Source organism: Muricauda sp. MAR_2010_75 (assembly GCF_000745185.1).
Lineage (GTDB): Bacteria > Bacteroidota > Bacteroidia > Flavobacteriales > Flavobacteriaceae > Flagellimonas.
Genome location: NZ_JQNJ01000001.1, coordinates 2,496,590 through 2,509,131, shown reverse-complemented (window position 1 = coordinate 2,509,131; position 12,542 = coordinate 2,496,590). Strand labels below are relative to the sequence as shown.

Sequence of the window (12,542 nt, the reverse complement as noted above, 5' to 3'; positions counted from 1 at the left end):
ACTTTTAGCCATGTTATCACGAAAATTCCGATTTGATTTAATTCTTAATAAAAATGATGGAGAAGCATATCTTTATTTTCGGTGTAGGTGGTAGGTGTTCTTCAACAGCTATGCAACGCATTCTCAACTCAAGCAATGAAGTTTGTATTTGGGGAGAACAACAATATATCATTGATGATATATTGTGCATTATAAAAAGAGTTGATAAATTTTCACAAGATTCAACTGTAATAGAGGATAATAAAATCTTTCATCAATGCCTTAGATCTAAAAACCACTTATATCCCCATTATCCATTTATGATGTCCATGGGGAACTTATCCGAACTAAGGAAAAAATTAATTGAGGCTATAATTTATAATTTGAAAGCTCCAAATGGTATAGTACGATTCGGTTTTAAAGATATTAGAATTAGAGACATTGCTACTTTAGTGAGCCTGAGAGAGATTTTTGAAAATTCCAAGTTCATATTTTTGTTCCGCAACCCTATAAATCAATGGGTTTCGGTTAATCACTATAAATGGTGGGAGTATGGCCATAAACTAGAAGATTTTCTTGAAGAATATCAAAATATCAGTAAGATAATGCTTGAGTATTCGGAAAAATATAAGAATTATGCGTTTTTCGAAAATACCTCAATACAAAATGAACAAGAGTTAGGGAAACTATTGGACTTCCTGAATATTAAAGAAGTTGATAATCAAGTGGTTCAAAAAAAATATATAAATCCAAAAATTCTTGGGAAAAGGGAGACTCCATCTATAGAAAAAAAAATAAAGAAAAGTGATGCTTTTGAGAAGTATAGATTAATGCAGGAAAAAGTAATTACTAAGAGTACATGAGAATAGTAGAATCTCTGTGGAAAATAAAGAACGGCAATTTGTTGTCTGAATCATATTATTTCTTCAACATAGTAAGGAGAGTATAAATGTTAATTTATGGTAGAACATAAAGAAATAAGAAATAACATTTTTCCGGAACATTTCAAAATTTCAAGAAATGATAGAATGATGTTCAATGGTCACAAATCAATTATGGTGTTGTTCACAGGTCTTCCTTGTTCTGGTAAATCAACTCTTGCTAATGCGTTAGAACAGAAACTATTTTCTGAGAATATCAAAACTTTTATTCTTGATGGGGACAATTTGAGAAGTGGAATAAATAAAAACCTGTCCTTCAGCCCTGCTGACAGGGCAGAGAACTTAAGAATTGTCTCAGAAATTTCAAAATTATTCATTGAAGCTGGAGTAGTTGTGCTTGCGGCCTTTGTAGCTCCATATTTAATGGAAAGAAGGAAAATAAAAAACCTAATAGGGGATGTGGATTTTGTGGAAATATATGTAAATACTAGTTTGAAAGTCTGCGAAGAAAGAGACGCTAAAGGATTATTCAAAAAAGCGAGACAAGGTAAAATTAATGACTTTACCGGAATTTCTGCCCCTTACGAACCTCCTGTAAATCCATTTCTTGAAATAAACGAAAGCTTTACAGTAGAGAAAGCGACAGATTTAATATTTAAAAAGCTTATTTGGAAGATTAAAATGGACATATAAGTGATTTATTAGTTCCGTTTTTTAATATATATTTTTTGAAAACAGTGTCCAGAAAGATTGCATTTTTAATTCCCTATTTTGGAAGAAAATTCCCTGATTATTTTCACTATTTCTTAAAATCAGCCTCACATAATAATAATTTTTTATTTATAATCTTCACAAATATCCTTATACCAAAGACACTTCCAAATATCCCAAATATTAAATTTGTTAGGTTCAATTTGAAGGATTTTAATCAGCTGGCCAGTAAGAAGTTAAAGTTAGAGATTGATGTTTCTGAACCATATAAATTATGTGATTTCAAGCCAGCATATGGTTTGATTTTTGAAGATTTTATTTTAGACTTTGATTTTTGGGGTTATTGTGATTTAGATATAATTCTGGGAAACATTGAGAAGTTTATAGATAGCGAAAAACTTAGAAAATATGAGATAATTTCTGTACGTGAAGAATATTTATCTGGCTTCTTTGCCATTTACAAGAATTCTGACAAGATAAAATACATATTTAAAAAGAGCAAAGATTGGGAGTTTGTCTTAACAAATGAAGATAACTTTTGCTTTGATGAATGTAATTGGGAATTTTATAAATGTTTGAAGGGTATTTCTATTTTAGAAATAGATACAGAGATCGAATCGATGACACATGTTGTCTTAAAAGAAAGAATGTTTTTAGATTCTAGTTTTAATAATTGTAGCCACGAGTTTTTGGGTTATGCAGAATTTTTCGACTTGCTCAGAGTTAATTCTAATGGTCTTTATAGTCTTAATTCAGGCAAAGAATATATTTTAACTCACCTAATTCGTCTAAAGAAATTTTCTCTTTTTGACAGCCCAAAATTTAATTGGAAAAATGAGGAAATTTATATTGATAGATTCGGTTTATCTAACTTATCGGAACATATCGAAGAAAGAAAATTATCGTTCATGAGAAAAAAGGTGAAGTTCAACCAAGAGGACTTTTTTATTGAAAAAGTTTCGAACTCTTTTTATCTTCGTTCCTTTACATCTGACATGGTAATATCATTGCGCCATATATATCAATTGTTGGTTTTGTTTCATGACAATCATCCGATTACCGCCAATGATTTGCATGATTCTTTTCAAGATAATAATGATGTAAATAAAGCATTTTTAAAAGAACAATTTGCAACAATTGTTTATTGGGGTCTTTCCAATGATTATCTTAAACTAGCAATCTGAACTATATCTAATTATATTAGTCTTGTAGAGAACCTGTCCTAAAGATTGGGGTCTTTACACTGTGCACCCTAAAGGGTGCTTTTTATGGATAGGGAGAAAAGAAGATTTCCAAGAACATTATTCTCTGTCCTTTTTGGATGCAGATATCTTTAAAGCAATCCCATTGGTTTGAGATGGGCAATGATCGGCTGCTGGATACATCATTTTCCATAAATGGTATTTTGATTTTGCAGGACAAATTTTAAAAAGTCTTTCGGATAATCTCCAAACTGGTTCAAAGCAGCATTTATCCATACAAATGATTGAGTATGCAATTGTATGCATATACAATTATACATATGTACAATTATGTATTTGTACAGATAAACAGATGTTTTAATATGTAAACAAATCTGATGGGTACATAATTAATGTAATGGTACGAAGGAGTGTATTGGGGGAATTGCTCCATTCGTTGTTCTTTGAAACGAAGCATAGAATTCCTTAGACAGGTTCACCTGTCATTCTTGTGAGATCAGGGACAATGGTTTGCTGCTTTTGAAAGGAAGAAGCAATTTTTATTTTGAGCGATATCGATTTCCACGTTCACTTTCTTGGATACCGAGCTGTTTTGTCTTTTTCTCCCTTTTCACTTTTTATCACTACAAAGGTCATAGTGGGTCAGGTCAAAACATATTGGCACAAACTTCAAAAAGTCGGAACTTTCTCATTGAAGGACAGGCTTTTCACAGCCCGATCCCTTTGTTTTTCCATCTTCTCTTTCTGGAAGGAGGGGAAAAACGCAGACCTTTCAATTTTGTATATGCCTCGACCATCCCTGTCCATCTTTGGCCAAGTTCGGGCCAAGAACCGGGAATCAGGGAATTTTCCGTCAGGATAAGGCGGTTGCTTTCACTTTTTCGGTCCGTTGCCCTATTGAAATTGCCCAAGGCGGACAGGTCACCGGCCAGACCGCTGGGAAATCCCTCAACGTTGAAGATGGTGCCATACTCTTTGCCGATGAACATACTTTCCCTTTTCATAAGCTCGGTATGCAGTCTTTCAAGGGAATACAGCCCGCAGAGCAGCAAAAGATCCCCAAAATCCTTTTGCGTCCCACGATTGGCGGCCGAGACCAACTTCAAGGCCCCAATGTCGAGTTCATGGATCAACCTGATGTTGTCTAATATTTCAACGGGATGGAGCAACGGGATATTTTGGATGATGTCTATTTTGATCGGGACACCGTTCCTTTGTACGTTCACCCTGAGAAAGGCCATTTGGTCATCCCCGAAGTTTTCCTCCAAGAGGCCCAAAAGCCCGTCTTTGAAGTTTGATCTGAAATAAGCACTTATTTCCTTCAATCTTTCGACCCCGACCACACCTTGGGAAAAGAGATCGAGGTCCGTAGAAGCCCTATGATTGTGCCGGATAGCGAGGTTGGTCCTCCTCCAAGGTTGAAGTCCCTTAAACAATCCGCATGCATCAATTGGACGATGACGCTTTTTAGCTAATCCGAAACGGCTTGGTTGACGGTCATTATCCAAATGAGGGGTTGTAGTTCTTCATATGGTCCAGTCTGATGCCATAACGTTCGGCCACGGCCCTGATACTGCTGTTCCCCCGGATCTGTTCGCTCCTCTTCGCACACCGGACAATGTCACTTATCGGATACAGTCTTTCGAGAAGCTCAAAATATTGTGGGTCCCCCATGTTGCGGGACAGTACCCTTTCAATGATAAATATCTTGTCCTTTTCCACATCAAGCACGCTGGGGTCGACATCCCAAAATACAGGTCCGGGAAAATAACCCTTTAGGTTCTTTCCTTTGGATGATGCTATGTTGTGCGACTTTTTCATAGTTCTTTCTATATCAAATATACGAAATATCCCAGTGTCCGGCCCATGGCCCCGTGTTCAATATGACTTGGGACAAAAATCGGGCCATTGATCTAATATGGAAGATTCTGTCCAAAGGAACCTATCGGCCGTTTTCCCCCTTCCCATAGAAATCCTTGGTTCATGTCCAGTGCTATATTTGATTTTCCATTTGAAAAAATCTCTCAATTATTTGCCGTACAAAAGACCATGTACGGCAAAATCCTTGCAAGTAATCCATAGGCCATAGGTTTGTGATATAGTTGATCGGAGGTCACGAAGCAAGTTGTGTTTTTGTAAACAAAAACTGCGCACTTCGTTTACAAATGACCTTTAGAACAATACCAAAACCATAGAAAATGGCAAGACCTAAAAAGGACATATCAAAACAAAGGACGATTGTCATCGCCTTCAGAGTTTCACAAAGCGAATACTTGATCATTGGCAACAATGCGAAGACAATTGGATTGTCCACAGCCGAATATATCCGAAGAAAATGTACAGGAAAATCCCTGCCAAAGAAAAAGGTAGATCCGTTGGACCGGAAACTGTTTGTCGAGCTGAGTCGGATGGGAAACAACCTGAACCAACTCGCTAGGGTCTCGAACTCAGGTATCCGTGACCCTTTCAGCATTCATATACAATTGGAGGAGGTAAAAATGCTATTGAAACAGCTCAAATCAAATATCTCGAACAATGATAGGTAAGATAACCATAGGAAAGGATTTTTACGGTGTTCTTGCCTACAATGAAAAAAAGGTAAGCAAAGGTGTAGGGCATGTGATCGATTCCAATATCGGACAATCCACAGCGGTGAATATGACACAGGAATTCAATTTGATCAGGCAATTGCGTCCGGGGCTTGGGAATACGGTACTTCATGTTTCCTTGAACCTGCCGTACTCTGACCAATTGGACGATAAAGAATTTGCTTCATTGGGATGCGACTATCTGATGAAAATGGGTTTCGATAACAACCAGTTCATTATGTACCGCCATACCGACACAGAACACGAACATATCCATATAGTGGCCAATAGGGTAAGGTATTCGGGTAGGATAACAAATGATAGTAACATTAAAAGAAGAAGCCGGGAAGTGCTCAATGATCTGGAAAGGAATTATGGACTGACCCAGATTTCAAAAAAAGCCGGTGCAAAAAAATCACTTGACCATAAGGAAATAGAGAAAACCCTGAGAACAGGCGATTTACCTATCAAACTTATTTTACAGGAGCGGATTGGTTTGGCAATTTCAAGGGCAACGGATACAACTGAATTTGTCAAATTACTGCAAGAGCTAAGTATATCGCCAAGATTCAACATTAGCAAAACCACAGGAAGGGTTTCGGGCATTTCATTCAACTATCAGGGCATAGTATATAAAGGCAGTACCCTTGGTAAAAATTTTTCATGGAACAGTATCGTAAAACAAATCGATTATGAGCAAACAAGAGACCGTTCAGTTATACTGTCGGCTAATGGAAAAGAACGAGGAACTGATAAAATTGGCGAAGGAAACGATGATGGAACAGTCAAGGTTGAACCGAGAAATAATGGGACTGGAAAAAGCACTGAAAATTCTGCTCAACAATCAAAAAGTTATGTGGGAGAAATTAAAGGAAATGGAGTAGTCGAGCCTTTATTGGAAGAAGCTGAGTGGAATCCTTTCAAACTAGAACTCAAAGATGACATTAATAAGAAAAAGTCCAAAAGAACAAAGAAAAAGAAAGGGTTGAACCGGTAGAATTTAGGCATATGAAAAACATGAATAAACAAGAATCATTAGAACTGGCCCCCTCCGAGATCCAAGTGTTGGAAATGATACGGAACAAAAGGTTCATATCCATCAAACTGATTATCAAAAATGGAGAGGTAGATGTTATTGAAGGTCTTGAGAGGATGCATACAGGAGAGCGAATTATAGACCTGTTGAAGCAACATGATTTTCAGAACTTGGAAATCAAACAAAGCAATGGTAAGATTGTTTGTGTAAACAGGATATTCAGGAAAAAAGTCTCCCCTTCCGGAAAAACTAAAAGAAGTTAACCAACCATTAATATTCAATGGATAAAATTGTCATCCGATACTGGATTTAAATAGTTTAAAAAGGTAAATTAAAGCCTGCTTATACAAATACGGTAGTGACCATACAAGATAAAGGAGCTACTGCTATTTAATGGAAATGTCCAACACAATCATTGAACAAAGGCAGAAAAAAAGAACATTCAACAGCACATGGCTCAAGACATTTAAAGGGTTTGAGGATTATTCGGAGGAAGAAGCGGAAAAAATCTTGGAGCAACTCAGGGAACTCGCCAACATAGTTTGCCGCCATGTCCAAAAAGGGAACATATGAACTTAGAGGTATTTGATCAATTTGCCAGAAGGGAAAAGGGAAGGATCATAGGAAAGAACAATACGGCTGTTATCTACACCCGTGTTTCCAGTAAAGAGCAATTTGACAAAAATGCCAGTCTCAGCACCCAACTTAAATATTGCCAGGAGTATGCACTTCGAAAGGAATTGGAAGTTCTGGAATATTTCGGAGGAACCTATGAATCCGCAAAGAGCGATGAACGTAGGGAATTTCAAAGGATGTTGAAATATGTCAAAAGGAGAAAGAACATTGGCTATATCATTGTCTATTCCTACGATAGGTTTTCACGTACGGGAGCGAACGGAGCCTATATCAGCGAACAGTTAAAAAAGCAGGGAGTGGCCGTTATTTCGGCCACCCAGGAAATCGATGTAACCACGAGTGCTGGGACCTTTCAAGAAAACCTATACCATATGTTCTCCCACTTCGACAATCAAGTCCGTAGGGACAAATCCATTACGGGAATGCGGGAGAAGCTGCGAAGGGGGCATTGGACGGGAGCCTACCCATTTGGATATACCAATACAAATCCTGGGAAAGGAAAGGTCCCGAATTTCGTAATTACCGAAGAAGGAAAATTGTTGAAGCAAGCTTTTTTATGGAAGGCCAATGCAAATATGTCCCATGTCGAGATTGCAAAACGGCTCAAAGAAAAGGGCCTGGACATACATGCAAAAAAATTGACCGATCTTTTTAGAAATCCATTCTATTGTGGACTTATTGTCAATAGCCTAATTCCTGGAGAAGTGATTCAAGGAAAACACGAGGCCCTGATATCGAAAGAAATCTTTTTAAAGATCCATAATCTACTTCACGAGGGAGATACACCCAAGAAATATTCGTACGACGATGAAAATCTGCCATTAAAACAGTTTGTCAGATCTTCGGTTTGTGGGACACCTTATACTGGGTTTATCGTGAAGAAAAAGGGGCTATATTATTACAAGAACAGGCGTAAGGGAAGCAGGGAAAGCAGAAGTGCAAAAAAGCTCCATGAAGAGTTTATAAATGTTTTGAGCAGGTATACCATAGCGGATAAAAAGTATATCGAACCTTTGACCGATATCATACACGATACCTTGTTGGCTAACAATCAAGAAGCACTTAACGACCAAAAACGATTGACCAAAGAACTCACTCAAATCGGAGAGCAGATAAATACGTTGGAAAGAAGATTCGTTTTGCTTAACGAAATCACAAAGTCCCAATATGATCTTTTTATGCCTGAACTAAAAGTCAAACAAAGGGAGTTGGAGATGAAATTGGAGAATAGCGGGATAAATAGTTCAAACCTCAAAAAATCAGTAAAAATGGCACTGGATTATGCTTGTAACTTACCGAATTTATGGAAGTTAGGGGATTTGGAAACAAAAAGGGCCATACAATATATGGTGTTCCCCGACGGGATTGTGTATGACTTCAAAAACAAAGTAGTTCAAACTTTTCGGGTCAACGAAATTTTTGGCGCAATCAGTTCGTTTTCAGGTAATTTGAAGGAAATAAAAAACGGGAATTTCCACTCAATTTGTGAAAAATCCCGTTTAGTGACCCAGGGAGGATTCGAACCCCCAACCCTCAGAGCCGAAATCTGATATTCTATCCAGTTGAACTACTGGGCCGCTATGTATTACTTACGAACTTAATTTTGCCTTTACGATGCTGGAAATGGTTTTTCCGTCAGCCTGTCCCGCCAATTCCTTGGAGACAATGCCCATAACTTTTCCCATATCCTGCATTCCAGAAGCTCCGATGGAATCGATGGTCTGCACCACTACTTTTTCTATCTCTTCTTCCGTAAGCTGCTCTGGCAAAAACTTTTCAATTACCGCAACTTGGGCCAACTCTGGCTCCGCCAAATCTTCCCGTCCCTGCTGCTGATAGATGACTGCACTGTCCTTTCGTTGTTTTACCAACTTTTGAACGAGCTTAATTTCATCTTCTTCAGATAGTTCAGTGCCCACTTTTTCGGTCTTTGCCAATAAAATGGCGGATTTAATCGCCCGTAATGATTCCAAGGCAACAGTGTCCTTTGCTTTCATTGCGGCTTTCATTTCGGCCATTACTTTTTCCTGCAAATCCATTACTGAATATTTTGGGCTGCGAAGATAAAAAATAAACCCGAAAGTCTCTTAACTTTCGGGCTTATGCTTTCCATTAAAAAATGGATTTCAATTTAAACACTACTAATCAACATTATCGTGTAAAAAAGAGTTGTTGGAACGCAACTGTAAATCATCGTTACTGTCCTCACTCAATGTGGTCCTGGATACTTTTTGCTCCTTGGGAACGTCATTTAAATCCACTCCTTGGCGCTTGTATGCAGGTTGTTTCTCTATCTCGTCAATACTGTTCCTATTGTTTTGGAACTTATAATTGAAATTTTTCAATTTTTTGCGACGCTCATCCGCGCGCTCTTTCAACAATTCACTGATGGAGCTATTGAAAGGATCCATATTGTTTGAGTCTCCTTCACCCTGATTGGAAGCTTCCATTTTGATGGTCTTTTTCTCAAAAACCAATTCATTTTCCACCAATTTGGGCTCGTGGGTCTCCGCTTTTGATTTTGCCCCGGTGAGTTTGTTCTCCAGCTCCATGTACTCTTCCAAATCGTAGCGGGTCTCTCCTTCTTTCTTGTATTCCAAGACAGGCTTTACCTCCACATATTCGTTTACGTTGACATCGCCTATACCATCATCCAGATTAAAAGTAACCGTATGTTCCTTTTCGTCTGTTTCCTCTTCCACTTCACTGTTCAAAGGCATATCAAAACTCAAAGTAAACTGGTCTTCTTTGGCATTTGGCGAAACTACCTCGGGGTCTATCACCTCAATTTCGTTGATGATGTTCTTCGCCTCAATAATGATGAAATCATCCTCTACATATTCCGGAACCACTTCTTCGTAGAACACATTAAAATTTCTGATATAACTGGTTGTAGGGATCAAATCCGACTCCGGTGCTTTCTCCACCCGTGGTTGTGCCTTTGCTTTGGGCTCGATTTCCACTATTTCCTCTTCCTCAGCTTCTAAGGTGTGCTTTACAATGGTAGGCTCTTGGGGTTGAACGGGCTCCTTTTCAATTTTCACCTCTTGAACCGAAGTGGCTTCAGGAGTCAAGTCCTGCTGTGCGGTTTGCTCGTCTTCCAACGTGTAAAACACTTTTTTGGACTCCGTGTTTACAATGTCGTCCTGTTGGTCAACATTGAATCCCGTAGCGATAACGGTGACCGCTATGGCCTCACCTAAACTTTCATCTTCACCCACACCCATGATAATATTGGCCCCGTGACCAGCCTCAATCTGGATATGGTCGTTGATTTCCCCAATCTCATCAATAGTTATTTCCTGAGACCCGGAAACAATCAAAAGCAACACATTCTTCGCTCCGTTGATTTTGTTGTCGTTCAACAGTGGAGAGTCCAAAGCCTTCATAATGGCCTCGTTGGCCCTAGCAGAACCTGTGGCCGTGGCAGAACCCATAATGGCCGTTCCACTATTGGAAAGTACCGTTTTGGCATCCCTTAGGTCAATGTTTTGTGTGTAGTGATGGGTAATTACCTCTGCAATACCCCTTGCCGCAGTGGCCAAAACCTCATCTGCTTTGGAAAATCCGGCCTTAAACCCAAGATTACCGTAAACTTCCCGCAGTTTGTTATTGTTGATGACAATCAACGAATCCACATTGGCACGTAATTTTTCTATCCCCAATTGTGCCTGTTTGTTCCGCATGGCCCCTTCAAACTGAAAGGGGATGGTAACAATCCCCACGGTAAGCACATCCATCTCCTTGGCCAACTTGGCAATCACAGGAGCAGCACCTGTACCCGTTCCACCGCCCATACCGGCCGTGATAAAGGCCATTTTGGTGGTATGTTCCAACATGCCTTTGATGTCTTCCATGCTTTCCAAAGCTGCCTGCTCCCCAATCTCAGGATTTGCCCCTGCTCCCAATCCTTCTGTCAAGGAGACCCCTAACTGGATTTTATTGGGCACTGGGCTATTTTGTAGGGCTTGTGCGTCTGTGTTGCAAATAACGAAGTCCACTCCATTGATTCCTGCTTGGAACATGTGATTGATGGCATTGCTTCCTCCACCTCCAACTCCGATTACTTTTATTACGTTGCTTTTGTTCTTGGGCAAATCAAAAGCGATGTTGTCAAATTCGGCGTTCTTACTCATGACGGTTGTGTTTCTTTTATGGGGTTATTACTCTGCTTTGTATGGGGTTATTCTGCGTTATCCAAAAAGTCTTTCAACTTCTCGGACCATTTATCAAAAATTGATTTTCGTTCTTTTTCGGAAGACATTGACTGGCCCGACATATCTTCTTGGCCCACCAATACCTTTTCCTCTTCAGGGACTTGCTCTTCCTCATTTACGACTTGATTTCCAGTGGATTCCAAAGCGTTCATTAAGAGACCTACCGCTGTTGCATAGAGCGGGCTTGCCACTTCCTCATCTGAATCTCCTGCCAAATGCTCGTTGGGATAGCCAATGCGGGTATCCATTCCTGTGATGTATTCCACCAGTTGCTTTAAATGCTTTAGCTGGCTTCCACCACCAGTCAATACAATACCTGCAATCAGTTTTTTCTTCTGCTCTTCGTGTCCGTAGTTCTTGATTTCCACATACACCTGTTCCACAATCTCCACCACTCGGGCATGGATGATCTTGGAAAGGTTCTTCAAGGTAATTTCCTTGGGCTCACGGCCACGAAGTCCGGGAATGGAAACAATCTCATTGTCCTTATTTTCCCCGGGCCATGCGGAACCAAATTTTATTTTCAACAGTTCGGCCTGTTTCTCAATAATGGAACAGCCCTCTTTAATGTCTTCGGTGATGACGTTACCTCCAAATGGGATAACAGCCGTATGACGGATAATGCCATCCTTAAAAATGGCCAAATCCGTAGTACCACCTCCTATATCGATCAGGGCCACACCGGCCTCTTTTTCCTCTTGACTTAAAACAGCATCTGCTGAGGCCAAGGGTTCTAAAGTAATGTTGCCCAAATCCAATCCGGCACTTTTAATGCACCTTCCAATATTTTTGATGGACGAAACTTGCCCAACCACTACGTGGAAGTTGGCTTCCAAGCGGCCACCGTACATTCCTTTGGGTTGTTTTATTTCGGTTTGCCCGTCCACTTTGTATTCTTGGGGCAGTACATGAATGATTTCCTCACCGGGAAGCATCACCAATTTGTACACTTGGTTGCACAGTCGATCCAGATCATCATTGTTGATGACCTCTTCCGAATCCGGTCTGGTGATATAATCGCTATGCTGAAGACTTCTGATGTGTTGTCCTGCAATGCCAACCACCACGGAACCAATTTTAAGGCCTGAATTGACCTCGGCCTGCTCCACGGCTTGCTGAATAGAGGAAATGGTCTGTGTAATATTGTTGACCACTCCACGGTGCACACCCAGACTTTTGGACTTTCCAGTTCCTAAAATCTCAATTTTTCCATACTCATTTTCCCTACCAATGATCGCGACAATCTTGGTAGTTCCAATATCCAATCCAACTGAATAATTACCCTGTTCCAT

At 39.6% G+C, this 12,542-nt stretch carries 13 protein-coding genes and 1 tRNA gene; 8 read left to right on the top strand and 6 right to left on the bottom strand.

From position 1 onward, the window contains the following. Positions 1-53 precede the first annotated feature (53 nt). From FG28_RS11200 to FG28_RS20150, 3 genes are all read left to right on the top strand, one after another. On the top strand, positions 54-842 hold the full coding sequence (locus FG28_RS11200) for a sulfotransferase (protein ID WP_036382855.1): 789 nt from the start codon (positions 54-56) through the stop codon (positions 840-842). A 96-nt stretch (positions 843-938) separates the two neighbouring features. Next, positions 939-1,553: an adenylyl-sulfate kinase gene (gene cysC / locus FG28_RS11195; RefSeq protein WP_036382853.1), complete on the top strand. Its 615-nt coding sequence runs from the start codon at positions 939-941 to the stop codon at positions 1,551-1,553. Positions 1,554-1,597: 44 nt separating this feature from the next. Next, positions 1,598-2,755: a DUF6625 family protein gene (locus tag FG28_RS20150; protein WP_051947281.1), complete on the top strand. Its 1,158-nt coding sequence runs from the start codon at positions 1,598-1,600 to the stop codon at positions 2,753-2,755. A gap of 725 nt (positions 2,756-3,480) precedes the next feature. Here the strand turns inward: FG28_RS20150 and FG28_RS11185 are convergent. Together FG28_RS11185 and FG28_RS11180 are read right to left on the bottom strand one after the other, a co-directional pair. After that, positions 3,481-4,209 (bottom strand): nucleotidyl transferase AbiEii/AbiGii toxin family protein, encoded by a 729-nt coding sequence (locus FG28_RS11185; protein ID WP_176712394.1) that lies wholly within the window; start codon positions 4,207-4,209, stop codon positions 3,481-3,483. A gap of 64 nt (positions 4,210-4,273) precedes the next feature. Beyond that, positions 4,274-4,594 carry a DUF6922 domain-containing protein gene (locus FG28_RS11180; RefSeq protein WP_036382851.1) on the bottom strand — a complete coding sequence of 107 codons (321 nt, stop codon included), beginning with the start codon at positions 4,592-4,594 and terminating at the stop codon, positions 4,274-4,276. 377 nt (positions 4,595-4,971) lie between these two features. Here FG28_RS11180 and FG28_RS11175 point away from each other — a divergent pair, with 377 nt between their 5' ends. From FG28_RS11175 to FG28_RS20465, 5 genes are all read left to right on the top strand, one after another. After that, positions 4,972-5,319 (top strand): plasmid mobilization protein, encoded by a 348-nt coding sequence (locus tag FG28_RS11175; protein WP_051947280.1) that lies wholly within the window; start codon positions 4,972-4,974, stop codon positions 5,317-5,319. Next, complete coding sequence (locus tag FG28_RS11170) at positions 5,309-6,358, top strand: relaxase/mobilization nuclease domain-containing protein (protein ID WP_036382849.1); 1,050 nt, start codon at positions 5,309-5,311, stop codon at positions 6,356-6,358. Before FG28_RS11175 ends, FG28_RS11170 begins: the two co-directional genes overlap by 11 nt. Before the next feature lie 20 nt (positions 6,359-6,378). Beyond that, complete coding sequence (locus FG28_RS11165) at positions 6,379-6,660, top strand: hypothetical protein (protein ID WP_081894502.1); 282 nt, start codon at positions 6,379-6,381, stop codon at positions 6,658-6,660. A 136-nt stretch (positions 6,661-6,796) separates the two neighbouring features. After that, positions 6,797-6,970, top strand: a complete 174-nt coding sequence (locus FG28_RS11160) for a hypothetical protein (protein ID WP_156102265.1) — start codon at positions 6,797-6,799, stop codon at positions 6,968-6,970. After that, the gene (locus FG28_RS20465; RefSeq protein WP_081894500.1) at positions 6,967-8,583 is read left to right on the top strand and encodes a recombinase family protein; all 1,617 of its coding nucleotides are present in this window, start codon (positions 6,967-6,969) and stop codon (positions 8,581-8,583) included. Before FG28_RS11160 ends, FG28_RS20465 begins: the two co-directional genes overlap by 4 nt. On the opposite strand, the gene FG28_RS11150 is transcribed toward FG28_RS20465, so the two are convergent. From FG28_RS11150 to ftsA, 4 genes are all read right to left on the bottom strand, one after another. Further along, positions 8,537-8,610: transfer RNA gene (locus tag FG28_RS11150), tRNA-Arg, on the bottom strand. The two genes, FG28_RS20465 and FG28_RS11150, sit on opposite strands and share 47 nt — an antisense overlap. Positions 8,611-8,622: 12 nt before the next feature. Further along, positions 8,623-9,072, bottom strand: coding sequence for a GatB/YqeY domain-containing protein (locus FG28_RS11145; protein ID WP_036382840.1), 450 nt, complete (start codon positions 9,070-9,072; stop codon positions 8,623-8,625). Positions 9,073-9,174: 102 nt separating this feature from the next. After that, entirely contained in the window at positions 9,175-11,169 is a 1,995-nt protein-coding gene (gene ftsZ / locus FG28_RS11140) for a cell division protein FtsZ (protein WP_036382838.1), read from the bottom strand. A gap of 47 nt (positions 11,170-11,216) precedes the next feature. Further along, the gene (gene ftsA / locus FG28_RS11135; RefSeq protein WP_036382826.1) at positions 11,217-12,542 is read right to left on the bottom strand and encodes a cell division protein FtsA; all 1,326 of its coding nucleotides are present in this window, start codon (positions 12,540-12,542) and stop codon (positions 11,217-11,219) included.

Coding starts and splice junctions, on each gene's coding strand:
- FG28_RS11200 (WP_036382855.1), top strand. CDS start 54: ATGATGGAGAAGCATATCTTTATTTTCGGTGTAGGTGGTAGGTGTTCT.
- cysC (WP_036382853.1), top strand. CDS start 939: ATGGTAGAACATAAAGAAATAAGAAATAACATTTTTCCGGAACATTTC.
- FG28_RS11180 (WP_036382851.1), bottom strand. CDS start 4,594: ATGAAAAAGTCGCACAACATAGCATCATCCAAAGGAAAGAACCTAAAG.
- FG28_RS11175 (WP_051947280.1), top strand. CDS start 4,972: ATGGCAAGACCTAAAAAGGACATATCAAAACAAAGGACGATTGTCATC.
- FG28_RS11170 (WP_036382849.1), top strand. CDS start 5,309: ATGATAGGTAAGATAACCATAGGAAAGGATTTTTACGGTGTTCTTGCC.
- FG28_RS11165 (WP_081894502.1), top strand. CDS start 6,379: ATGAATAAACAAGAATCATTAGAACTGGCCCCCTCCGAGATCCAAGTG.
- FG28_RS11160 (WP_156102265.1), top strand. CDS start 6,797: ATGTCCAACACAATCATTGAACAAAGGCAGAAAAAAAGAACATTCAAC.
- FG28_RS20465 (WP_081894500.1), top strand. CDS start 6,967: ATGAACTTAGAGGTATTTGATCAATTTGCCAGAAGGGAAAAGGGAAGG.
- FG28_RS11145 (WP_036382840.1), bottom strand. CDS start 9,072: ATGGATTTGCAGGAAAAAGTAATGGCCGAAATGAAAGCCGCAATGAAA.
- ftsZ (WP_036382838.1), bottom strand. CDS start 11,169: ATGAGTAAGAACGCCGAATTTGACAACATCGCTTTTGATTTGCCCAAG.
- ftsA (WP_036382826.1), bottom strand. CDS start 12,542: ATGGAACAGGGTAATTATTCAGTTGGATTGGATATTGGAACTACCAAG.